General features: G+C 37.2%; 33 protein-coding genes and 1 tRNA gene. 7 read left to right on the forward strand and 27 right to left on the reverse strand.

The features are described from left to right. Window positions 1-38 precede the first annotated feature (38 nt). Window positions 39-686, reverse strand: coding sequence for an ankyrin repeat domain-containing protein (locus PEDSA_RS04305; protein ID WP_013631928.1), 648 nt, complete (start codon window positions 684-686; stop codon window positions 39-41). A 193-nt stretch (window positions 687-879) separates the two neighbouring features. Between PEDSA_RS04305 and PEDSA_RS04310 the strand changes: the two genes are divergently transcribed. The 6 genes from PEDSA_RS04310 (at window position 880) to PEDSA_RS04335 (ending at window position 6,753) form a co-directional block, all read left to right on the forward strand. Beyond that, window positions 880-3,549: an FtsK/SpoIIIE family DNA translocase gene (locus PEDSA_RS04310; protein WP_013631929.1), complete on the forward strand. Its 2,670-nt coding sequence runs from the start codon at window positions 880-882 to the stop codon at window positions 3,547-3,549. Further along, complete coding sequence (locus PEDSA_RS04315) at window positions 3,539-4,213, forward strand: LolA family protein (protein ID WP_013631930.1); 675 nt, start codon at window positions 3,539-3,541, stop codon at window positions 4,211-4,213. The genes PEDSA_RS04310 and PEDSA_RS04315 overlap by 11 nt, the downstream gene beginning before the upstream one ends. An 87-nt stretch (window positions 4,214-4,300) precedes the next feature. Then, on the forward strand, window positions 4,301-4,579 hold the full coding sequence (locus PEDSA_RS04320) for a hypothetical protein (protein WP_013631931.1): 279 nt from the start codon (window positions 4,301-4,303) through the stop codon (window positions 4,577-4,579). Continuing rightward, the gene (locus PEDSA_RS04325) at window positions 4,576-5,340 is read left to right on the forward strand and encodes an MBL fold metallo-hydrolase (protein WP_013631932.1); all 765 of its coding nucleotides are present in this window, start codon (window positions 4,576-4,578) and stop codon (window positions 5,338-5,340) included. The genes PEDSA_RS04320 and PEDSA_RS04325 overlap by 4 nt, the downstream gene beginning before the upstream one ends. A gap of 37 nt (window positions 5,341-5,377) precedes the next feature. Further along, window positions 5,378-5,460: transfer RNA gene (locus tag PEDSA_RS04330), tRNA-Leu, on the forward strand. Between the two features lie 123 nt (window positions 5,461-5,583). Next, the gene (locus PEDSA_RS04335) at window positions 5,584-6,753 is read left to right on the forward strand and encodes a tyrosine-type recombinase/integrase (protein WP_013631933.1); all 1,170 of its coding nucleotides are present in this window, start codon (window positions 5,584-5,586) and stop codon (window positions 6,751-6,753) included. A 150-nt stretch (window positions 6,754-6,903) separates the two neighbouring features. Here PEDSA_RS04335 and PEDSA_RS20220 read toward each other — a convergent pair whose 3' ends face one another. From PEDSA_RS20220 to PEDSA_RS04440, 24 genes are all read right to left on the reverse strand, one after another. Then, on the reverse strand, window positions 6,904-7,068 hold the full coding sequence (locus tag PEDSA_RS20220; protein WP_013631934.1) for a hypothetical protein: 165 nt from the start codon (window positions 7,066-7,068) through the stop codon (window positions 6,904-6,906). A gap of 1 nt (window position 7,069) precedes the next feature. Continuing rightward, window positions 7,070-8,020 carry an LPD1 domain-containing protein gene (locus PEDSA_RS04340; protein WP_013631935.1) on the reverse strand — a complete coding sequence of 317 codons (951 nt, stop codon included), beginning with the start codon at window positions 8,018-8,020 and terminating at the stop codon, window positions 7,070-7,072. An 88-nt stretch (window positions 8,021-8,108) separates the two neighbouring features. After that, a complete protein-coding gene (locus tag PEDSA_RS04345) occupies window positions 8,109-8,354 on the reverse strand; it encodes a hypothetical protein (protein WP_013631936.1) in 246 nt (81 codons plus the stop codon). After that, entirely contained in the window at window positions 8,355-10,409 is a 2,055-nt protein-coding gene (locus PEDSA_RS04350; protein WP_013631937.1) for a hypothetical protein, read from the reverse strand. 30 nt (window positions 10,410-10,439) lie between these two features. Then, on the reverse strand, window positions 10,440-10,679 hold the full coding sequence (locus tag PEDSA_RS04355; RefSeq protein WP_013631938.1) for a hypothetical protein: 240 nt from the start codon (window positions 10,677-10,679) through the stop codon (window positions 10,440-10,442). Then, complete coding sequence (locus PEDSA_RS04360) at window positions 10,679-11,077, reverse strand: hypothetical protein (protein WP_013631939.1); 399 nt, start codon at window positions 11,075-11,077, stop codon at window positions 10,679-10,681. The genes PEDSA_RS04355 and PEDSA_RS04360 overlap by 1 nt, the downstream gene beginning before the upstream one ends. A gap of 5 nt (window positions 11,078-11,082) precedes the next feature. Next, window positions 11,083-11,667: a glycoside hydrolase family 73 protein gene (locus tag PEDSA_RS19445; protein ID WP_013631940.1), complete on the reverse strand. Its 585-nt coding sequence runs from the start codon at window positions 11,665-11,667 to the stop codon at window positions 11,083-11,085. 6 nt (window positions 11,668-11,673) lie between these two features. Next, complete coding sequence (locus tag PEDSA_RS19450) at window positions 11,674-12,216, reverse strand: lysozyme (protein WP_013631941.1); 543 nt, start codon at window positions 12,214-12,216, stop codon at window positions 11,674-11,676. Beyond that, window positions 12,216-12,389: a hypothetical protein gene (locus PEDSA_RS20225; protein ID WP_013631942.1), complete on the reverse strand. Its 174-nt coding sequence runs from the start codon at window positions 12,387-12,389 to the stop codon at window positions 12,216-12,218. The genes PEDSA_RS19450 and PEDSA_RS20225 overlap by 1 nt, the downstream gene beginning before the upstream one ends. A gap of 2 nt (window positions 12,390-12,391) precedes the next feature. Beyond that, the gene (locus PEDSA_RS20230; protein WP_013631943.1) at window positions 12,392-12,559 is read right to left on the reverse strand and encodes a hypothetical protein; all 168 of its coding nucleotides are present in this window, start codon (window positions 12,557-12,559) and stop codon (window positions 12,392-12,394) included. Between the two features lie 4 nt (window positions 12,560-12,563). After that, entirely contained in the window at window positions 12,564-13,022 is a 459-nt protein-coding gene (locus PEDSA_RS04375; protein ID WP_013631944.1) for a hypothetical protein, read from the reverse strand. Window positions 13,023-13,126: 104 nt separating this feature from the next. Next, window positions 13,127-13,552, reverse strand: coding sequence for a hypothetical protein (locus tag PEDSA_RS04380; RefSeq protein WP_013631946.1), 426 nt, complete (start codon window positions 13,550-13,552; stop codon window positions 13,127-13,129). Then, window positions 13,552-14,658: a hypothetical protein gene (locus tag PEDSA_RS04385; RefSeq protein WP_013631947.1), complete on the reverse strand. Its 1,107-nt coding sequence runs from the start codon at window positions 14,656-14,658 to the stop codon at window positions 13,552-13,554. Before PEDSA_RS04385 ends, PEDSA_RS04380 begins: the two co-directional genes overlap by 1 nt. Continuing rightward, the gene (locus tag PEDSA_RS04390) at window positions 14,655-15,035 is read right to left on the reverse strand and encodes a hypothetical protein (protein ID WP_013631948.1); all 381 of its coding nucleotides are present in this window, start codon (window positions 15,033-15,035) and stop codon (window positions 14,655-14,657) included. The genes PEDSA_RS04385 and PEDSA_RS04390 overlap by 4 nt, the downstream gene beginning before the upstream one ends. Continuing rightward, window positions 15,035-15,445: a hypothetical protein gene (locus tag PEDSA_RS04395; protein WP_013631949.1), complete on the reverse strand. Its 411-nt coding sequence runs from the start codon at window positions 15,443-15,445 to the stop codon at window positions 15,035-15,037. Before PEDSA_RS04395 ends, PEDSA_RS04390 begins: the two co-directional genes overlap by 1 nt. A gap of 17 nt (window positions 15,446-15,462) precedes the next feature. Beyond that, window positions 15,463-16,152, reverse strand: coding sequence for a hypothetical protein (locus PEDSA_RS04400; protein ID WP_041536970.1), 690 nt, complete (start codon window positions 16,150-16,152; stop codon window positions 15,463-15,465). 61 nt (window positions 16,153-16,213) lie between these two features. After that, the gene (locus PEDSA_RS20235; RefSeq protein ID WP_013631951.1) at window positions 16,214-16,366 is read right to left on the reverse strand and encodes a hypothetical protein; all 153 of its coding nucleotides are present in this window, start codon (window positions 16,364-16,366) and stop codon (window positions 16,214-16,216) included. Window positions 16,367-16,541: 175 nt separating this feature from the next. Beyond that, window positions 16,542-16,727, reverse strand: a complete 186-nt coding sequence (locus tag PEDSA_RS04405) for a hypothetical protein (protein WP_013631952.1) — start codon at window positions 16,725-16,727, stop codon at window positions 16,542-16,544. Window positions 16,728-16,733: 6 nt separating this feature from the next. After that, on the reverse strand, window positions 16,734-17,306 hold the full coding sequence (locus tag PEDSA_RS04410) for an ATP-binding protein (RefSeq protein ID WP_013631953.1): 573 nt from the start codon (window positions 17,304-17,306) through the stop codon (window positions 16,734-16,736). A 2-nt stretch (window positions 17,307-17,308) separates the two neighbouring features. After that, complete coding sequence (locus PEDSA_RS04415) at window positions 17,309-17,500, reverse strand: hypothetical protein (RefSeq protein ID WP_013631954.1); 192 nt, start codon at window positions 17,498-17,500, stop codon at window positions 17,309-17,311. After that, complete coding sequence (locus PEDSA_RS04420) at window positions 17,485-17,745, reverse strand: hypothetical protein (protein WP_013631955.1); 261 nt, start codon at window positions 17,743-17,745, stop codon at window positions 17,485-17,487. The genes PEDSA_RS04415 and PEDSA_RS04420 overlap by 16 nt, the downstream gene beginning before the upstream one ends. Before the next feature lies 1 nt (window position 17,746). Further along, the gene (locus PEDSA_RS04425) at window positions 17,747-18,349 is read right to left on the reverse strand and encodes a hypothetical protein (protein WP_013631956.1); all 603 of its coding nucleotides are present in this window, start codon (window positions 18,347-18,349) and stop codon (window positions 17,747-17,749) included. Then, window positions 18,324-18,650: a hypothetical protein gene (locus tag PEDSA_RS04430; RefSeq protein ID WP_013631957.1), complete on the reverse strand. Its 327-nt coding sequence runs from the start codon at window positions 18,648-18,650 to the stop codon at window positions 18,324-18,326. Before PEDSA_RS04430 ends, PEDSA_RS04425 begins: the two co-directional genes overlap by 26 nt. A 261-nt stretch (window positions 18,651-18,911) precedes the next feature. Beyond that, the gene (locus PEDSA_RS04440) at window positions 18,912-19,190 is read right to left on the reverse strand and encodes a hypothetical protein (protein WP_013631959.1); all 279 of its coding nucleotides are present in this window, start codon (window positions 19,188-19,190) and stop codon (window positions 18,912-18,914) included. Between the two features lie 505 nt (window positions 19,191-19,695). On the opposite strand from PEDSA_RS04440, the gene PEDSA_RS04445 reads away from it, so the two are divergent. Continuing rightward, complete coding sequence (locus PEDSA_RS04445) at window positions 19,696-19,947, forward strand: hypothetical protein (RefSeq protein ID WP_013631960.1); 252 nt, start codon at window positions 19,696-19,698, stop codon at window positions 19,945-19,947. A gap of 183 nt (window positions 19,948-20,130) precedes the next feature. On the opposite strand, the gene PEDSA_RS04450 is transcribed toward PEDSA_RS04445, so the two are convergent. Further along, window positions 20,131-20,508: a hypothetical protein gene (locus tag PEDSA_RS04450; protein ID WP_013631961.1), complete on the reverse strand. Its 378-nt coding sequence runs from the start codon at window positions 20,506-20,508 to the stop codon at window positions 20,131-20,133. Between the two features lie 2 nt (window positions 20,509-20,510). After that, window positions 20,511-22,817, reverse strand: coding sequence for a primase-helicase family protein (locus tag PEDSA_RS19455; RefSeq protein WP_148233496.1), 2,307 nt, complete (start codon window positions 22,815-22,817; stop codon window positions 20,511-20,513). Window positions 22,818-22,836 lie beyond the last annotated feature (19 nt).

Consider the following 22,836-nt stretch of genomic DNA (forward strand, 5'->3'; position numbering starts at 1 on the left):
AATTATTTTCAACTCTACACTTTTAAATTTCTACTTAATTATGAAAGTATCTCCGCTATCTCCAGAAATCCGTTTTCTCTGGCTAAATCTGCGGGCTTTTTTCCATCTTCATTTTTAGCATCTACGGAAGCACCTTTTTCGAGCAAAAGAATAATCAATTCGATATTTCCGTTTTTTGCAGCGCTATGCAAAGGTGTAATGCCCGCTTTTTGAGAAATATTAACTCGAGCACCATTTTCAATAAGCATTTTAGAAATGTTATTGAAATTTCCAGCAATGGCGGAGTGTAAAGGAAAAACCCGAAATTCGTTATCAGACGGAAGGTTTACATCCGCACCTTTTAAAACAAGATATCGTGAAATTTCTTCATTACCGAAATGACTGGCAAGACCTAGACCAGTATAACCATTGTCATAATATTGATTCACAATCTCTGGATTATTATAGATATAGTGCGCTACTTCTTCAAACTTATTTGCAGAACAAGCTTCAAAAAAATCTACTTCTGTCTTAGCTTGCGTAAGTAATTCGGTAATTTTGTGCTTACCATAATAGCAACTTAATATCAACGGAGACACATTGAAACTAGTATTAACTTTCAAAGCCTCTGGGTGCGAAGCGATAAAGGCTTTTATAGAATCCACATCAGCTTCGGCTATTAATTGTTCTAATTGGTTATACGGCATTTTTACGATTTAAATAATAATATTAAAGCATTAATTCTTAACTTCCAACAAATAAGTGAATTTTTAAAAGGATAGTTTTTAACAAAAGAGACTTTAGAAGCTAAAAAGCTTATTTTCAATTCAACTATAAAATGCATTTACTGCTGGAGTAATTGCCAAATATGATAAATTTGCAGAGGGAAAAAATCGATATATGCTTATAAGGGGAAACCAGATCAAGACAAATTCATTTAGAGATTCAAAAACATCTAAGTCTGACCATAGCAAACAGGAAGTAAAGAAACAGAAAAGAGAGTTGTTTCCTAAACTTAGTTTTAACAATGATAAGGCGGTAAAGATTACAGGATTGTTTTTGCTTTTGCTGGCTATCTACTTTTTTGTAGCTTTTTGTTCTTATCTCTTTACCTGGGAAGAGGATATGAGTTATGTTGTGGATGCAAATGGTGGCTGGAATAATCTGTTTAAAACGTCAGAAGAATTAAAATCAAATGGAGTCCTTAATCCGGATATCCAGAACTGGGCAGGTAAACTTGGTGCTTTACTTTCACATCAATTTATTTACCAATGGTTTGGAATATCGTCATTCATATTTGTTTTCATATTTACAGTATTAGGATATCGACTATTATTTAAAGTAACCCTTTTTCCAATTGTTAAAACGTTAGGCTACAGTTTCTTTCTTTTGATTTTTTCTTCCCTTTTTATAGCCTATTTTCATGCTTATATCAGCGATTATCCGCATTTTCTGGAAGGGGAGTTTGGTTTCTATCTCAATCAGCTATTAAAAGCTCAGATTGGCTCGGCTGGTGTTGCGGGAATACTGGCTTTCTCCGCCTTAACAACTTTGGTTATAGCGTATAATATTGATTTTAAACTGCCGGAAAGGAAAAACAGACCAGCGGAAGAGAATGAGATTGATGAGGAAATAAATATTGAAGAACCTGTTTATCAAAGAAATCCAATAAGAAGGACAGAATCTGTTATTTCGGATGATGATGAAGCAGAAGTACAAATAGCTCCTGTTTTTAATAAATCTTTAGAGAACGTCGTTACGCCTCCTGTTGGCGTGGCGGATATTGATAGAAAATCATCTGTTTCTCAGCTTATTCCTCCCATAGCTAATAATCTGGACAATTTGGATGATGAATCTATTGAGGAGGCCGCTGTTAAAACAGAGTTTGAGATTCCGGTAAACAGAAAGCCGGGGGAGAATAGGGTAAGGGAGAGTTTGGCTCTGGAAACAGTTATCCCGGATCAGGAGCCAACAATAGAAGATCAGGAACCGGAATTTACAGTACAATTATCAGAGGAAGAAGCAAAAGCTAAAGATCTTGTAGAGCAATTTGGTACTTATGATCCCACATTAGATTTATCATCTTATAAGCATCCAACGGTAGATCTGTTGGAAAACTACGGAGTAAATAAGATAGCGGTAGACGCGGAGGAACTGGAAGCCAATAAAAACAAGATCGTTGAAACCCTTAATAATTACAATATTGAGATCGACAAAATTAAGGCTACAATAGGTCCTACAGTGACGCTTTACGAAATTATTCCGGCACCGGGAGTACGTATTTCGAAAATAAAAAATCTGGAAGATGATATAGCATTGAGTTTGGCCGCGCTGGGAATCCGTATCATTGCGCCAATGCCCGGTAAAGGTACTATTGGTATAGAAGTTCCAAACAGGCATCCAGAGATGGTACCGATGCGTTCTATAATTACAACAGAGAAATTCCAGAAAACAGAAATGGATTTACCTATTGCTTTAGGAAAAACTATTTCTAATGAAGTATTTATTGCTGATTTGGCAAAAATGCCACATATGTTGGTGGCTGGTGCAACTGGTCAGGGTAAATCGGTTGGTATTAACACTATTCTGGTTTCTTTACTTTATAAAAAGCATCCGTCTCAGCTTAAGTTTGTATTGGTCGACCCGAAAAAGGTAGAGTTAACTCTGTTCAAAAAAATCGAAAGACATTTTCTGGCAAAACTTCCCGGCGAGGAGGATGCTATTATCACCGATACGAAAAAGGTTATCAATACATTAAACTCTCTTTGTATCGAGATGGATCAACGTTACGATTTGCTGAAGGATGCGGGAGTTAGAAACTTGAAAGAATATAACACCAAATTTATCAATAGAAAACTGAATCCAAACAATGGACACCGCTTTTTACCGTTTATAGTATTGGTAGTCGATGAGTTTGCGGATTTGATGATGACGGCAGGTAAAGAGGTAGAAACGCCGATTGCCAGACTAGCGCAATTGGCGAGAGCTATTGGGATACACTTAATTATTGCTACGCAGCGTCCGTCTGTAAATATCATTACAGGTACTATTAAGGCGAACTTCCCTGCCCGTTTGGCGTTTAGAGTGACTTCAAAAATTGATTCGCGAACTATTTTAGACACCGGAGGAGCCGATCAATTGATAGGAAAAGGGGATATGTTACTTTCAACAGGTAGCGATTTAATCAGGTTGCAATGTGCTTTTGTCGATACTCCGGAGGTAGACAATGTTTGTGAATATATAGGTGAACAAAGGGGGTATCCGTCTGCTTTCATGTTGCCAGAATACGTTGGCGACGAGGGGGAAGGAGGAGGAGCGAAAGACTTTGATCCGGATGACAGAGATCCATTATTTGAAGACGCGGCCCGCTTAATTGTGATGCATCAACAGGGATCTACATCATTAATTCAAAGAAAACTAAAGTTGGGATATAACAGAGCAGGTAGAATAATAGATCAGTTAGAGGCGGCAGGAGTGGTTGGCCCATTTGAAGGAAGTAAAGCCAGAGAAGTACTCATTCCAGATGATTACGCGTTGGAACAATTCTTGGATACCTTAAATGGAAAATAGGAGAAAATTAGAGATGAAAAGATTGAATTATTTTTTGACTATAGTTTTAATATTGTTTGCGGGAAATGTTTTGGCCCAAAATGATCCAAAAGCAAAATCTATTTTGGCAGATGTAAGCAAGAAGTTTAGAAGCTATAATGTTGTAAAAGCCGATTTCACTTATACATTTACAAATAGACAGGCAAATGAGACACAAAGTCAATCTGGTACTTTGTGGGTACAATCTAAGTTTAATAAATATAAAGTCAATCTTCCAGGGCAGGAAATTGTATCGGATGGTAAAAATCAATGGACTTATCTGAAAGAAGATAACGAAGTGCAGATTGCAGAAATAGATAACAGTCCTGATGCTTTAAATCCCGCGCAAATATTTACGATTTATGAAAAGGGATTTAAATATGTTTATATCGGGGATTCTAAACTAAATGGTAAAGTTGTTCATCAAATAGAATTGGCTCCTTTAGCTAGTAGATCATTTTCAAAAATTAAGTTGTTAATAGATAAAGCTTCAAAAACTATTAGTTCTTTTGCCGTTTATGATAAGAATGGCAATATCTACAGCTATTTGATAAAAACGTTTATACCAAATGTTAACGTTTCAGCTTCTACCTTTGCCTTTGATCAGAAAAAATATCCGGGAGTAGAAGTTGTCGATTTACGTTAAGAGTTTATTGGCAATTTTTAATTTATTTGTTTTCTGTCTCATACTTTTGATTTTTTGACTTTTAACTCTTAACTTTTGACTTAAAATATGTCGTTGTCTGTAACTAATCATACTCTGGAAAAATTAGAAAATTTGTTAAAAGAATTGGGCTACAAGGTGAGGTACGAAAAAGGTAATTTCAGAACCGGGTCTTGTGTTATAGAGACCAGTAAAATGGTTGTGGTCAATAAATTCTCTAATCTGGAAAGTAAAATAGCTGCTTTAGCAGAAATGGCAAAGAATATCGATGTTGAAGATGATAACATGATGAGTGAGAAATTTAAACAGTTTTATTATTCACTGAAACAAACTACACTACGCTTTTGAAAGTTACATTTTTAGGTACAGGGACCTCGCAGGGCGTTCCGGTTATTGCTTGTAGTTGTCCTGTTTGTCTTTCGAAGAATAAGAAGGATAAACGGCTAAGAAGCAGTATTCTGATAGAATCAGGGACAACTACGGTTGTTATTGATACAGGTCCTGATTTCAGATATCAAATGCTACGTAAAAATGTACAGAGTTTAGATGCCGTAGTTTTTACCCATGAGCATAAAGATCATATCGCCGGATTAGATGATGTAAGGGCATTTAATTACAAGCAACAATCTGCAATGGAGGTTTATGCCACCGATAATGTACAACAATCTTTGAAACGCGAATTTTACTATGTCTTTTCTGAATTTAAATATCCAGGCATACCTTTACTGAATCTACACACTATTGATAAAGATGAGGCTTTTGAAATTGGCGATATTAAATTCATGCCAGTAGAAGTTATGCACTATAAATTACCAGTATTGGGTTTCAGGATTAATGATTTTGTTTATCTGACCGACGCTAAAACAATCTCTAATGAAGAGTTTGGAAAAATAGAAGGAGCTAAATTTCTGGTTTTAAATGCACTTCAAAAAGAAAACCATATATCTCATCTCACGTTTCAGGAAGCTATTGACCTCGCTAATAGAGTTAAAGCAGATCACACATTTTTTACCCATATAAGTCATAAACTTGGTAAGTATGAAGATGTGAGTAAAGAACTTCAACCTAATATTTCGCTGGCTTATGACGGATTGGAAATAAATATTTGATTTTTCCGGATATCAACTATATTTGCCGGTAAAATAAGCCCAGGTGGCGAAATTGGTAGACGCACCATCTTGAGGGGGTGGCGCCTTATAGGCGTGGCAGTTCGAATCTGCTCCTGGGCACAAAATTATAAAGAAACCGCTTTTACAGCAATGTAAAGGCGGTTTTTTGCTTTCAAATATTTTCAAAACACTTTTTATTCATTCAAATGGAACGGTTTGCTTTCAAATCGTTGGAGGTTTTCTATGCAAAAGATTTCTTATAGTGTCCGTTTTTTCGAGTACAAGAAAAAAAGCGGAAAGGCCGGTATTTACCTGCAATTAGTGATTGATAGAGTAGCAAGAAGAATTCCTTTAGAAGAGGAATTTTACCCGGAATTATTTGATAAGGTTAAAGAGCAATTCCGTTATGATGGCATAAATGATGAGGAAATTACAGACTTGAACCTATTGTTAAATAAGTACAAAGCGAGAGCAAACGAACTATTAAGAAGATATAGGCTAGCGGATAGGAAAGTAACTCATGACAGCTTTAAAATGGAGTTTCTGAATTACGCTTCCCGGGATAAATTCGTAGAATGGTCAAAACAAAAATTAGAATCGCTGAAAATGGGCGATTTAATTAAAACACAGACCTATAAGCACAAAAAATCCAGATTGAAACATTTTGAGGAATTTGCCGGGACGGATATTTTGTTTAGCGAACTAACTCCGGAAAAAATTGCAGGCTTTGATAATCATTTAAGAAAGGTGAAGAAACTGAAACATAATTCCATTCAGGCTATTCATGTAAGTATTAATGGCTTTATTCGTGAAGCTGTAGAATGTAAGGTCAATGTAGAAAATCCATACAAAAAATTTAAAATCAAGGCATATAAAAGAGGGAAAAGAGATCCTTTAGAAATAGACGAGCTTAAGCGGTTAAAACACTTATATAAAGCTCAACATTTAGAGGAAATACAGCAAGAGGTATTAAGGAAATATCTATTTAGTTGTGAAACTGGTTTGAGAATTTCTGATAACAACGCCTTAGATTATGAAAATATCGAAAACAAAGTCTTAACCATTAATACAGTAAAAGGAGAAAGTTTTGGTGTAGTTGTTACCGTACCTTTAACTAAATATGCTATATCCTTAATAGATATTAAAAAGAGGAGAGGCCCGGTATTTAGAAATATATCTGATCAAGTTGTAAATAGGAACTTAAAGGTCATTGCATCAAAGGCCGAGATCTACAGAAATTTAACTTTCCATAGTTCCCGAGATACTATGGCGACCAACTTTATAGATGCCGGAGGAAATGCAGAAACTTTAAAAGAGTTGTTGGGACATAGCGATATTAAAACGACTATGATTTATGTCAAGATCAGCGAAGCCAGAAAGAAAAAACTGATCATGAATTTGGACAGCCTTTAAGAAGAAATACAACACCAACCTATGTTTTATAAATTTTGTCAAAAAATTTTGTGACAGCGTTTTTTTGTGACAAACCGTGTTTAAATAAAATAGAGGTGGTTTTTTCTGTCACAACCCGTCACAAAATTGGCATTTGTCACAAAATGAGAGTTAAAACAGGTCTAATTGCGAGCTTTTTACCTTACCAAAAGCATACACTATTTTAGTACCTTTTGCAATTATTTTACTCTTAACAGATCCGCCACGTTTACGGATCTTTGCAACGTGGTTTGTTAACGCTTTTTTGTTACTATGTGTCCTGGTATAAGTTTTCATATCACTTCATTTTAGCGTATTTGGCCATAGCCTTCATTAGATTATCCATAGGCGTTATAATAGCCTGCAATTCGTTGGGAGCCATATAAACCCCCGGAGTATATTTAATTTTGCTTAGGAAAGGATCCTTCACTTTTTTCTGCTTAAGCTTATACAAAATGTATTGCTCAAAAGCCCGGGCAAATATCTCGTTATTACGCAACCAATATTCGTCTTCGGCAAATAGAATACGCAGATTATTGTAATAAGAGGTAAAAGAAGATCTCACGTAAACAACGCCATTGCTTTCTAGTTTAGGTTTACCAGGCTTCCACATAATGGCATCCATAACCTTAAACATCAGATAACGCAAAGAACCGGCTTTATACTTATTTTCTATAACCGGACGTATGCTATGACCCAAAGTAAGCGAAGAAATGTTTTTGTCTTGGTCTATATACTTGCCGAAGAAGTAGTCTAAGAAATGGCCATACTCATGAGCATAAGAACCAAAACCCCCGGAAACCGAAAACATAACTTCCTTTAAACTGTCCGGAGTACCTTTCTTATACCTGGTTAAATTAATAACATCGCTCCAGGGTTCATAGTGCGCTAAAGCTTTTCCTTTTCCCCTGGATCCAAAAGAAATGGTTAATGTATTTTGTAAACCAACATTATTACCAAAGTCCAGGATCTTGTTAAGGTTGTTTAGGCTAAGCGTTAATTGCTTAAGGTAGTTCCAGCGATCCTCAATAGTTACCCAGTTGCCAAACTCAATACCTTTTAATTTGAATTTGCTTAGAACGGCCGTATTAGGATTAAAATTGGTTTTTACCTGAGCATTGATAAAAGTACGGATCCCTTTATTGTTCCAATATTTTTCGGCCATGCTACCCGTAGGATTTACTTTTCCCTGGTCACCTATTTTTTTGTTTTGGACTGTCTTTTTACTTGCTTTTTTAATGGCTGCCATACGAGTGTTTTTTCTTTTGGGCTTAGTTTTGCAATTGGAGTTTTGATCTTCATGGGTTGTAAATTAAAAACTCCCTTTTTGGAGGGAGTTAGTTAGCTTTTGCAGCTTCTTTTGCTGCTCGTTTTTCTTTTCTTCTTTCACCCCACTTATCTATCAACTTAAGAGCGATCTGCAAAACAGCAGAGACTATTGCGCCTTTAAGGTAAGTATTGGGATCTTGTAAAGCAGGCTGTACGTGTTGTACGGCTTCCGTTGCTATATTTGCTGTTGATTCGGCTACCGTACCAACAAAACCGGTTGTTCCGGCTAATATTGAAAATAGTGTTTTGTGCATTTACCAATTATAATATTGTTCTTTATCTTTTTGATTTTCTCTTAAGCCTGCAAGTGGCATTATATATGCCCACGATACATTAAAATTACTAGAAGCCCACTGGATGGTTATTTTCTTTTCAGAACCTTCATTTTCAGGTGAAATATCTTGAGAACCCGTATCACCCTCTCCCCAATACACATTAGGCATACAGGATTTATCAAAAGATATCCCTCCTTTAGCGTCTTGTATCGAGGCTACAGTAATTCTTTTATAAAATGCCCCACTTTCATAACCACCTACAATACTTATAATAACTGTGGCAGAATTATTATAGACAGGTAGACCACCGCCCGAATCTCCAACTACAGTTACTAGTAATGTCAAAATATCACGGTTAGGCACTTCTGGAGAGCTGTCAAAGAATATAGGCAAAGAAACCTTTACTTTCCCTGGTGAAGAAGCTACAGATCGTAGCCTGTAATCTATATTTTTGTGAATAGAACGTTTGAATTTGGAAGTTTGACTAGTAGTGTCATAATAAAATGATTCTAATTTAGAGTCAATAATACGACTAGTATCATACTGCTGAGTCAATCTTGTAGCCTCATCAACCATAATTACAAAATTTGTAATAGCCCCAGGGACACTAGGCAGAGGTGGATTAGGATTATTTAAATCTAACGATACAATTTCTGGAGATGAGAATACCTTACAATTCCTTAAAGATATTGAACCTGGATATCCTTCTTTTAATGTTATTACCGGTCGCCCTCCAGTGCCGCCGAGATAACAATCTTCTATAGTAATTGATGTATGTTGGTTAGGTCCCAACAGTCCTGCATTTTTATCAAAGAACCAAATAAATGGCCTAGCAGATTCCAACGAACATCTAGAATTTTTAATATTGATTGTCTTCAAAGATCTATCATTAGGAGTTGAGTTCTCTGGCTCGTTTACAATATCTATCCATCTAGAATTATCCGGATTTACTATATCATGGTCATGAAATAGAGGAATAAAAAAACAGTCTTCACAGCTGAAATTACAATCTCCTGAAATTCTAAGCAGTGCATCTTCGGAATTGAATTTATTATATATCCACGAATCCCTAATTACTAGTTTATCTACGAAAGAATTAACCAAACGCTTAGTGTTACAACATATTATACTCTCTAGAATCATAATTGTGCTTCTAGTGGTTTGATAACTGTAAGTGTCAATTAGAGTATTACCAGCGTTAGATTGACAATTAGACATATGGAAATGACTAGTATCTTTGTTGCTTGTTTTGTAAATAATACCAGTTCCATAATTACAGAAATTTATATTCTTAAATTTATTTCTGAATCCAGAGTTAAAAAAATAAAACAGATTATTTTCCCCAACACCAGAAATATTAACCCCATCTTCATGTTCCCCCATAAAACAGAAATTAATATTATATAAATATTTATTGATGTCCACTGGGTTTGAAATACCATCTACGCCCATTGAAACCGCTTCTGAAAAAACATAAGTGCCTTTTGGAAATATAATAGACATATAAGGTGAGGCCCCGCCGGGCGAAGCTCCAACTGGAACACCTTCGTTTTTAGGATCATAAAGCAGCACACCATTACTAGGTTCTCCAAGCCTATCTCTAGAATAATATAATATTGCAGTAATAACAGCTTTTTGCGTAGCTGCCCAATCAAGTGACTGTGATAAAGAAGTCACAAAAGGATAAACTTTTTTCGCTTCCGAAATTGTAGAATAAATGCTACTAAGCGGGTTTAAATTTCCGTCTCCCTTTGCGCCAAAGCTTTTGACATTTATTGTGTCTATAATATTCCTTTTAAAATACTCATTACCCAATTTCCTGTAAATAACACCATCACATTTTGCATCATTCATCGCAGATCCATCAGCGTATTTGGTAACCTTGCTAAAAGTCACATATTCGTTGGTATGACTGTCTAGTAATTCTATTAAAGTATCATTGACCCTTTTCATATACTTGATTTCTGGTTCTTTTGGTGTAGGCGGTTTAAAAAAGCCTAAGATTGTTGTTCCTAAAAATTGTAATCTGTTCATTATTCAAGGGGTTGTTACCCTAAAATAACGCTAAATATCAAAACTTTCGTCTGTGAATGTTGGATCTGGCACAACAGCTTCAACGACATCATTCCTTTTAAAGTAATCGAAACCAACTTTTATATAGGTTTCACCGTCCACCTTTGCATCCGTCATCGGCGTACCGTCCAGGTATTTAGTACATTGGGTAAACAAATAGATGTTTCCGTCAGATCCACGAGCCTCAACGGTGCGAACGCCAATGCGGTTATATTCTGTAAATTCAGCCATTAGGAGAAATATTGAATCTGTAAAGTATGAGCTAAAGCATTAGCTGTGATGATTCTGAAATTCACAATATTGGCATAACCCTTAATCTCAAAAAATTGGTTTGCTTTTAAAGGAAAACCTTCTTCTGTAGTTGGCGCAGATCCATCTTGCCAATACCTGGCAATAATTGCATTTTCCGCAGATCCCGTAGCAGCTTCAATATAGATCAAAGCGCTTACGGTATTACCGGTAACATAAGGTAAAGCCCCTGCACTTGTTGTATGCAAATCAATTGTTAAATGACCTATAGCCCGGCTTTGTATACCGCTTTGTATGCTTCCGGTTGGTGGAATATATGGCGGTGTTGGTGGTCCCGGAATTAATTCCGGTCTTCCTCCTGGTCCTAAATCTCCTGGCATAATAGTTAAGCAAAAATGTTATGTAACGCTTTGGTTATTCCGTCCTGTTCGTGGAAAGCCAAATTGTTATCGTTAATGTTTCTTTCGTAAGCCATCAGCTCACGATCGTAGTTTTCTAAATTGTAGCTATCAATGATCCCGGCTACTTTGTTCGCATAGACGTTTTTGTCTGGTCCCACGTTATAGCCTGCGGCTTGTAAGGCTTTCAATTGTGCTAAAGGCGTTTTCTTTAACGCAACACCTTGCAATTTGTATTTTCCTTGCTGCAAATTGTTGATATGCGCTTTAATTCCTTCATAAACATTAGGGTACACACGCCAGTAAGGCGCACCCTTTTTAGTACTTAACCTTACACCGTCACCGCTCCAAGAAGCTAAAGCCATGTGTCCAAAAGGATTATTGTACACGAAAGCTTTATAATCGTTGCCGGATCCACTTTCTTTAATAGCCTGCCCAATTACTACAGAGGGCAAAATACCGGTATTGGCACATGCCCGAATAACCGCACTAGCTATTTTAGCCGTGAAACTTGCCGGTGTGTTGTTTCCTGGTGTTTGTTTTCCTGTGTATTGAAATCTTCTACCTGCCATTATTTTCTAATTAGAAAGTACCAAATCAATAGAGACCCCACAATTAGGGCAATTACAATTGCTAGATTTTTTTTTAGTCCCGGATACAATCGCATCCGACAAAAACAAAGCAGTTTCCCTTAAACGCCTGGCTACTAGGCTGGCATTTTCCACCAATTGGCCGCCAACTGTCCATTTATTATAAAGCTTCATTCGATCTGTAGTTTTTACGCGATCTCCGGTTGCATTCCAGGTTTCCAGTATTTTTGCTACAGCACCGACACCGGCATTATAAGCGAAACTTAACAGGGCATCAAACTGGTTTTGATTTAATGGCCTTGTTGCTTTGTTAACAGCATTTTCGTACTGAATCAAATCTTTATCAAACAAAGTATCCGCCTGGGCTTTCGTTATCGTTGCAGTAAGCAAATGGCTTTCATTGCTCTGGATCTGGTGACCGTAACCAATGGAATACATTTGCTTACCATTTACAAAGCCGTCCTTATACGCTTTAGCAGCAAAGCCTTCTTCTTTTTTAATTTGTTCTTTTAAACTTTCTGAAGCTTTCATCACACTTTGTACTTTTTACGTTTTTTCTTTAAATCCAATTCAGAAGCTTTAATCATAGCTACAACAGCCTTGTGGCTAGGTGTACCTTTAATCAATCTATTTCGCTGAACTTTTAATCCGTTGATATACTTGGTTTGCGCCAAAACTTCTGCTTTTTGTTTGTCTGTGGCCATAACTAAATTTTAGATAGGATATACTTATTCAGGAAAGCCAGTAAGACAGCAACTATAATAGCAGCAAAAGCCAGGTCTATAATAGTTTCTTTTGTCAGTCCTATTTCTACATTAACCTTTGGCAATTCGCCATCGTTAAAAAGTGTTTTTAAAACATTCGGAGGCTCCATAATCTTAATATCCTAAGTCTCTTAATTTTCTTAATAGCGTTGGTAAAATCTCGGTAGTGTCCAACAGGGTATTATTAAATATAGACGAGCTGGTCACTTTCCTTTTGGTTACGCTTTGCCAGTACTCTACCACACTTTTCAGAATGTTATCCGGCAAGTGTTGTAACGTAATGGCATTGTCAAGCATTGTTCCCGTAGGTTCTTTACCTCCCATTGACTTCAATACATTACTTTCACTTTCCAAAAGATCTAGCTTTGTAGCCAGGTTCTTAATCTCGGGATCTGTAAGTTTATCCAGGGAATTGCTATAACCATCTTGCAGTTTTTGGCTTACAGTAGGAGCGGAGCTATTCTGTGCCGAAGCCTTTACAGAAATATTCTGCTTTACTTTTTTAGCCACAAACCAAATAAGTACAGCCAGCGCAATGACAATCCCTATTATTGCAATCCGTTCCGTTTTCATAAGCTTAAGCTACTTTTTTAACCAATTTGTACTTTTTCCAAAGGAAATAACCGATCCCTGCAACTGCTACAGCTATAAGGATGTATTTTGTGTTGTTTGTCATTTTAAGTCAATCTTAAGTTTCTTAATCTTGTTAATACTTTAGTTTTTATACCGCTAGTGAAATCGTAATAATATTCATCGTTGATCCATTGCGTTAGCGATCCTTTGCCCTCTTTGCCGTATTTAGAATTAAAAGCATTGTAAACAGCGATTACCATGTCATCAGTAGATAATTCTAAAAGCTGTCTCCAGGCTTTATCTTTATTTCCGGAAAGCGTAAACAAACCGCTCATAGCACTATGAAGTATATCAGCTAATACATTAGGATTAAAGCCTGTCGGGATTCCTTCCGATCCATGTATGTACGGTGCATCTGGAATGTTTACAGCACCCGATTTTTTGCCTTTGTAGTAGACGAAAACCAAAATTCCGAGGGTGAGTATAGCAACTATTAAAAGGGCTTTATATTCTTTTAAAAACTTTTCCATTACTTTTTAGATTTATAGATTATAAGCCCTCCAATAATTAATACAGCTATCGCAATAGCAATTATTAAATTGATATTTGATTTTGGTTGAACTGGTGATCCGGCACTATTTGCTGGATATATCATTTGTCCACTTTCATCCTGATAAGCACCCTCGTCATAAGGCATTAAGCTAGGAGCATAAGAACCCGAGTTCATGGCATCTATAGCAGCAGTACCTTGGGACCAGGCTAAAGGGGTTTCGTAGGGACTGGATTGCTCTTGCGGACCGTTACCCATTATTTTAGCAGCCGAATTTACTAGCCAGTCCGCACCTTTTTCAACTGTTTTTCCAGTCCATTTGGTAGCGTTTTTAATTCCTTTTCCAGTAGCCTTAACAGCATTTTTTACGCCTCTGCCTACTGCTTTAGCGGCTTTTCCGACAGCCTGTCCCGCTTTCTTAATTCCCTTGCCAATGGCTCTTACAACCTTTCCGAAAAACTCACTTTCCGCAGGATCAGAACCAATTAAGTACTCAACCTCTTCATAGCCTTCAAAAGAACTAACCGGACTTTTAATTTTCCTTCTGAACAAAGCCAGGTTGCTACCTTTTTTCTTTGCAATAGCAGCCAAGGATTTAAAGAAGTTCGATTTCTTGCCGAAAAATTCTGAATATTCACCAGTTTGGTAAGGTTCGAAGCTCGCGAGCTCTTCAGGATCTAATTGTACAGATCCTAAATAGCCCAGAAACTCTAATTCTTCGCCTCTAAGCAGTACAATGTCCCCATACTTAGGAATGTATGCTATTGCCTTGGTGCGCGTAGCCGTTTTTATACCAGATCTTTTTCTTTTGAATAGATCGGGATCTGATTTACTCAAACCGCCAGATTCAAAAATATTCTGATCGTTGTAGAAGAAACCTGAAGTGTCCGGTTCATCCCCGTCCAGATCCTGAATATCGTGTACAATTTGAACAGTTGCCGCCAATGAGTTAGCTGGCAAAGGCACACCACCTGGATTAATCGAAGGCAAATTCATTGGACTTTGGTCAGGACCAGCAGCAACGGTTTGTGCTACGTTTATAGCTGTTCCGCTAGTACCTCTCGATGGTCTGGGTGTATTGCTCATTTTGCAAATTTTTTATTCCCGTTATATTCCAGATCATATTTCTCTGCTCTCTTAAGCGATAAATACATTCTCCAGTTATGCTCCGGGTTGTTTTCGTTTAAAACTTTCGTTAATGCCTTTACAGATTCTTTAAGTGAATAACCCATATCGGCATATTTTTTAAATGCGTAGGCATCGGCTTTGACTTCGTCCGTTGTTTGTAGTTCTACATGCGCTTGCTCGTGGAGCATTACGAAGAGCCGATGCGCTACAGGCATTGCTTTCATGTGCTTCAAACTTATCTCCATTACTCCTGTACGTCTGTTTACACGAGCCGGAGTAGCTCCTAAATCTGGCACTCTGATTATTTTTGTGATCCCTTTAGCCCAACCTTGCATTATTTCTTTTTAAATAGGATAATTCCAACCGCTAAAACCGTTAAACCGGCAAGGGTTAGGAAAATAGTCCGGTTAATTCCGAATATTCTGGGTGTAGCCAGGGGATCTGGTTCGTTAGTGCTATTTGTACCTAAAGCAACAGTACCAGGAACCGAAACCACATTCTGTTTTAGATTTTTAGAAATGCTGCTTAACCCGTTTGCGATATTTAAAATTTTGTCGAAAAGGGTGGTTTTTGGTTGTCCTGTAGTGCTATCAGTAGCATTACTGTAAGGCAAAGGAGCGTTACCATGTACTTTAACTAAGTTTTGTAAATTATGCTCTGTTGGATCTGCCTTATAGCCGTAGGCTTGTAGCAGTTCAGAAACGACATCCGGCCGTTTCTGAACGATTATTTTAATAGCATCCATTTGCCAGATGCTATTTTTTAGCCTATATAACTACGAACAACAGCAGCACCACCAACTTGCGCAATGGTCTGTTTCGCTCTTTGCGTTTTCTCGCGCAACGCCTTAGCGATGTTAAGAGAGGTTCCTACCATTAGCGTAAGTGTAACGCTGGTACCAGGCAATACTATATATTCTATAGCTGTCTGGCAGTCCATAAAGAATGGACGCGGAACAGTTAAGATTTTAGTATTGAAGTTTCCTTCACTCGCATAAGTACCGGTAGCGATAACCAAAGAGGCATGCTGCTTAAATGGAGATCTTTTCACGATAGTGATCGACTGGTCCATTTGCGCAACGTTATCCGAGGCAATTTTAAAACCGCTTATCAAAGACGGAAAATGTCTGATAAATGCATTAAATTCCTCTATTGTACCCGGAGATCCAGAAGCCCCAGATAAACCGGCTGCACCAGATTTATCATTGAAAGCACCTGTTTTCATTAAACCTACTGCATCTGCAATGAGTCCGGGAGACAGTAAAACCGTTCTGGCAGCGGCGCCCGAGTTCGTTAATGATACAATAAAAGGTTTTGCTTCGCTTCCTGCATCTGCGAAAGAAGCTGCACTTCCTGCAAATTCTAAAAAGTCATCTCCATGGCCGACATATCCGATACCGCCACCGAAATTACTTAATTGATTTGCTTCGTTTTCTAAGTCTTGAGCTGTCATGTACGACATTTTCTTAAGTTTTTAGTTTGAAATTTTTGTTGATTGATTTTGGTTTGTGGATTTATGCGAAGCCAACTGATTCGTGACCTACATAATTAGATTCCGTTCCGTCTGATTTTTTGATAGTCTTAGTAAACCATTTCTTTAAGAAGAAAACGGCTACGAAAATCAAAATCCCGGTAACGAATACTTTTTTGTCGAAGAGATTGTTCATTGCTTTTCTTTATGTTTATTGAAAACCCAAACATGCAAGCCTTTAGGAAAAGAGGTACGATGTAGGGAGATGAAAGGCAATGAAGGGAAACCAAAGGCAATGAAATCAAATGAAAGGGCATAAAAAAAGCCTGGCGTTTCACAACGGCAGGCCCTGGCAACAAATGGATAATGTTTTATGGTTTACCTAAATGATCAACTATTTTTTGCACCTGGTTAGGTGTAAATTTCTTACCGGTATATTCTCCCAGATCTGGAATTTTAGAGATCCAGTTTTTAAATGTTTTCCAGGACACACCATAATGTGCTATGATCTCTTTAAAGCTGTACGCCTGAATAGTAAATGTTTTCGTTTCACTCATAACGCTTTAAATCATGGTTTCAACTGTAATTTTATGCCTTTGATCAGGATGGCTATTCACTTTATTATAAGCCTTAAGCATGTTTTCGAAGTTTGGAATGCGATTCCGGTTTGCTCCAGTATCAAAGTTTTCCAATGTTTTGAAAAGCGTAACATAGGCGGTCATTTCCCAGAAGAAAGGAGGGACACGCTTTAGCGAATGGAAAGTAAAGATCAGGTCGCAGCCGTACATCCTATGATCTACCAGGAAAGTTTTAATTTCCGGTTTCGGGTTTCCGTCAATGTATTTGGTGCAATCTTCAAAAATGATCAGCCCGTTACGGAAATCCTGCGCAATCTTTTTCAAAGTATCTCTGTCTGGAGTGCCTATTAATTTGACTACGCCGCTTTTCAAACTGCGGATATCATTTACCTGTATCTGCTGAAAACAATTGTATGCCGGGGATCCATTAACATCAATAATCAAAACCTTACTTGCTTTAGGGTACTTCTTTGCAACCGAAGCCAGATAAGTAGATTTGCCTACACCTTTACGGCCTACGACTAAAGCACTATAATGTAAATCACGTGTTTTTGCCATTACTAGAAAGATCTGGTTTTAAATCTGGAAGCGTACAAATGAATAAGCTGCTTATTCTTTTTGTCTTTATACCTGGCAATGGAATGCCCAATTCTTTTCCAGTTATCAGCAATTTTGTTTATCAGATCTGCGTTTTCGCTTGATTCCTGCAAATGATACTCTTTGCCGAATATTGTTTTTACTTGTACCGACATGATCTTTGTTTTTGGTATTTAGTGCCTTTGGTTAATCCAAATTCCTTTGGGGAATAAACGGTTTCGGGGTTTCCTTGCTGAACGATATAGCCAGGTTTCTTATTCTTTATTTTTGAATTGGAAACAAAAGGCCTGGCTTCTTCACCGAGATCAATAGGGTAGTCTTTTTTAAGCATGTATTTCAAAGAAACCCCGGCTATAACTGCGAAACCGATTAAAACGAGTATTGCAATGAATAAATCCATATTATTCAGACATAAAAACAGGAATACGTTTGATTACGACTTCACTATAAGCCATAATTAACCCCTGTAATGGTGTAACCTTCATGTTAGTAGTAGCCGCATAGTTTGCGGTAGCAACTTTTAAACGCCTGGATTCGCCTTCATCAAAAGGAATGCTTTTAATTACTTCCTGGTGTCTTTTCCATTTCTCCAGTACAGCGAATTCTTTTGTATTGCTGTCGTAAACAGCGTTTTTATCGATCTTTTGTAACAGTTCTAATTCCCTATCAGAAAAGATCTTTTTCTCACGCAAGTAAGGGATAACACTACTTTGCAAGCCATCCAACAGATTAACTATGTTTTCGGCTAAATCTTCATTAGACATGAATACTTGTTCGGCTTCCTGATAGTCTGAATCTGGAGCCTGATAATGTTGCTGTGTCGTGTTTTCGGCCTGAACGGTTTCGTGTTCTATGACTTCATCATCAAAAACAACTTCCTCTACCTGTGGATCGTTTTGGATAAGAACAACCGGAGGAACATCTACTTTTATTTCCCTGGACAGAATATCATCCAGGTTAACCGTTTCGGCTTCCTGCTTATTCGTTTTCGCTTGCTTTGCCATACTTTTCTAAGATTGGAGCTAAGGTTTTGAACTGTTCAATGATCTGCGGATCGTTGATTAATTTAGGGATCTGTGCAACCAGGGAAAGCATATTGCTTTTGCCAGAGAAAAGCCCGGAGAACTGCAATAACACCGAAACCATAGTAACGAGATCATTCTCATAGGTTTTAAGCTTATCAATCAGTTCGGTTAATTGAGCTTTAGGCAATTGCACCATTTCCGGGACAATTTCCTCTTTTGGGACTTTAGGAAACTGAATTTCTTTGCCGTTTTCGGCATTATTATTGTTATTTTGTTCCATATTTTGAATTAATTCACCGGGGGGTGTGTTAATCAATTTTATTAAATCTAAGCCTGGTTACCGCCGGGCTTTTTTATTTGATTTCTTAGTTAAAATGAACATCCTTTTTTCAAGCAAGGCCAAAGGATCTTTTATTCTGTTTCTGCCTACACAATCTGCACAACCAGGACATTTTTTCCCGTCTGGAAATACGTTGTAACCACTACATAGGGGACCCCTTTTACCCGATTTCTTTCTTTTATAGACAATCTTCTTTGCCATCTACTTTACTTTAAAGCTTGAAAAAATATCATTATTGATATGCTTAATCATATCCAGAGCTAAGCGCACAACATCATAACCACCGTTTTCGCTTAATCCCAACTGTTTTTTTCTTGCAGCAATAGCCCGGTTTATTGTTTCGGCTTCGCTTTCTGTAGCACGACCGGTAAACTGATATTTTTTAGGATCGGCAGATTTTAAATGTTGATTTCGGGGTTTAACAATTGGTTTCGGCTCATTTTCTTCATGAACCGGGTTTGCTTCAATCTCTGTACTCATGTGAAAACATATAATTGATAGCAAAGGAGATTATTTGAAAACGGATAAACGGGGCTTTTTACCGAAAACATTTACCGCAATTTTTTTCCGAAAGGATAGAAGTATAATTTTAAGTTGTCACAAATTTTTTTGTTTGTCACAAAATAAAAATGATTTGTGACAAGTTTTGTGACAAGCTTTTTATTTCATAACTCTGTGTTTTATATGTTTTTATATTTCTTAAATATTAAAAAAATAAAGAATGTCACAAAGTCACAAAATATATTAAGTTTATTGCTTTTTAGTTAGGTTTTGGGCTTTTTCGCCTTGTTCCTAAAGGCTAAAAAATTTTGCAGAGCCGCCCTCTCTGGTAGGGCAAAAGGCGTTTAAAAATTGAAAATATTTCGTGGTTGAAGCCGTAAAAGCCGTTTTTGTAGTAAATTTGTGTTGTAATTGGCTGTGTTGTTTGCCGTAGAAAAAATAACATAAAACATTGATTTACTAAAAATATTAGTAATTTTGATGTATGGAAAAGAAGTATAGATTCAGGAAGATTTACTTCCAATGTGAAGATAACAGAGTAATAAATCCATCTTATCAGTTTACAACAGCATTTCAGCATAGAGAATATGCAGAAAAGAATTTAAAAGACAGTACCCGTTCTCATTTGTATATCTGGGAGGATCAAAATAAACCCATACCAAAGCGTTCGGTAGAAGGGTTTTACCTGGTACACGAAAGCTTGTTTGAAGAGATCTTAAAAAAATATTCCAGATAAACTGCTAGGTGAGAAAGTTACCACCCTGTAAGTCGTAGAGAAAGCGGCATTCATTGCGCTGCGCTCCATTCATTTTATCATGCACCGCTATAAACAAATAAAGCCCTTGTTTCGGGCTTTATTTGTTTTGCGTTGCTTGGTAGGCTCTGTGTGTTGGTTGAGCCGTTAGGGAGAAAGGGGAAATTAAACTATTTTAAAACACGGAGCGTAAAATCTCATATACGAACTTGTTTTTTTTGTGGTTCTGTCTTTATATGAAAAAACTGCTTCTGTAAATATCTCGCAACCAGTATCACCGTATAGCAGGTATAAATTATCTGAATTGTGTTTTTCCGAAAGCTCAAAAGCATACATTTTTTCAGGTTTAGAAAAATTGCATATAATAGAACCTACGTATCTAATAGGAGTATCGAAATTATCAGTTCTGATTGTACCATTTTCTTTTCCATTACCTATTTGTGTTATAAAGTCTCCTACTTTCAGGGAATAAAATGTCTCGTTTTCAAAACCTATATTTTGTCCGGACATTCCTAATTTTCCATATATTATACTGAACTTCATCCCTAAAAACTATTATAATTAACACTCAAATCTAACTCCGATTGTGCCGGAAAAGGATTGTTATTTTTCTCTACTTCGCTAGCATCGTAATGCTTATGGCCATGCTCCCGGAACTCTTTAATTTCTTCCAGAGTGCAGTAAGTAAACTCTCTTTCCAGTTTGTCCAGGCTTAAGAAATCTTCTACACGGAACTCATAACAACGGCCTTTCTTTTCGAATGTCCTGGCGACATGCATTCCGCTGTCTGGTCTATTAGGTTGATGAAAGCGACCGTTTACACTCTCTAAACCAAACTTATCCTTTAATTGCGTTGTGATATCCGCTTTACGGAATTTAATGGCAGAATCGCCACCGTTCAACATGTGCGTTATTTCGCTAATAGTGTAATAAAGCGTATGGTATTCGTGGACAAAGAATTGTTCTGTAATAACCGTAATCAGCTCTTTTTCTAACCAACCCCTGGAGCTTTCTTTTAACTTGGTTAAAGCTTCATTGTGTAATAAAGAATGCTCAAACCAATGGCGAGAAACTCTCTGGTGCAGGATCTCACGTTTGCTTAAGAAGTCCAAAAAAGCTGGAATCTCTTTCGCCATTTTTTCAACCAACAAAGGATCATCTTTTTTAATAACCGGTACTTTGTTTACCCAAAAGCGTGTTTCGTCTTTATCAATGGAAATAAAGTTGTCCTCATCATTGGAAGTAATCACGAATTTGCCAAAGAAACCAATTTCCGAACGTCCTTTGTACATTCCACGTAGTTTAATAAACTTACTAGTAGACATAGATTTTAAACGCTCTATAACTGTTTTCTTATCGATGAAGCCCTCGTCTACACCAATAACCAAACGAGCTGCCCAGTCATCATTTAAATGATCTTTCAATTCCTCGTTACCAATAAACGTACAGTTTTCTTTAAAGATTTCCTTCATCAGCCAAAGCATGGTACTTTTACCGGTGTTTTTCTCACGATTTACCAAACACATAATCGGTAAAGCTTGCGTAGGCGTGGTGTAGAGAAGGGTGAAGTAATCTAAAGCCAAATCGTAATTGGTGTGGCCACTATGTAAAACACGATCTCCGAAAACATGCTTTAAATAACTCTCTATTGTAGACCATGATCCTGGTTGTACCTCGTGATCTAACCTAAAGTAAAGGTTTAAGCAATTGCCGATAGTAGGCTGAAAGCTTTCTGTATTGTCCGGGATATTACAAAAGTCATCGTAACGGGCAATTTCATCAAAGAAGTTTTTAAAACCTCGATCTACATAATCTCTTTTGAGTTCTACTGTACTCCATTCGGTCATTTTCTTATCGAAAACACCTTTTTTATGTGCGTTTGGCACTTCTATGTTTTTGTAATACTTACAGCCTACACGAACAAAAAGATCGTTATCCTTATGTTTCAGGATCTTTAAACCGTCTTGCGGATCTACAACGTATTGAACGCCCTGAAAATAGAACGGATAGTCTTTAATGATATGCGCAAACTTGCTTTGAAATGCTCCGGGCTTGTTTTGGTACTTATTGAGGTAAAAGAAACTGTTAATCTTGCTAGGCGTTTCAGCAGTTAGATTAATGCCGGCAAAGTAATTTTTGGCAACATGTAAACGATCTAAATCATTACATATATAATCCCCTTCGCCTTTACGGTGAAAAAGCAAATCGTCAATACCCTTTACAGTATCGCTTAAATATTCTGCCTGTAAGTGCATGAAATACACGGATTTTATATGCTGCATGGCTAGTGCCTTGAAATTCTTGACAGATCTGGCAAAAGCAAATAAACGCAGGCTTAGATCTTTCTCCGGTTCTGTCTCTGGTTCCCATTCCAACGTCATAGTATCAGCCCCTAGAAGCAAAACGATGCTTTTGATATTGCAGGTGTGCGCCAAGCGTACTATATCAGCATGTAAAGTGGTTTCAGTTTCGCTAAAAACATCTTTGCTGTAAACGGAAACCATATCGAAACCGGCATTGCATCCGGCAACGGCTTTAAATTCGCCATCTACCAGGTAGAGTGTTTCTATTTCTTCTTTGTCCTTAAATTTTTGGATAATAGACAAGGGGAAAAATATACGGTTTCCGGCTTTTTCGTCCCGGTAATACTTATATTCCTTTTCCTGATCTGGATTTACCCGGATACGGTGAAAAGTCTTAATAACATTGCCTTCGCTATAGCATTCAGCACCGCCATACAAAGAAGGATAGTTTATTTGGATAGCACCGTCTTTAATCTCTTTAAAAACCGGAACTATTTTTCCATCGTGTTCAAACGAATAAGCTTTTGGATCTGTAAAGATCTGGCTCATTCTTATATTAAAATAGCTT

It is taken from the genome of Pseudopedobacter saltans DSM 12145 (assembly GCF_000190735.1).
Lineage (GTDB): Bacteria > Bacteroidota > Bacteroidia > Sphingobacteriales > Sphingobacteriaceae > Pseudopedobacter > Pseudopedobacter saltans.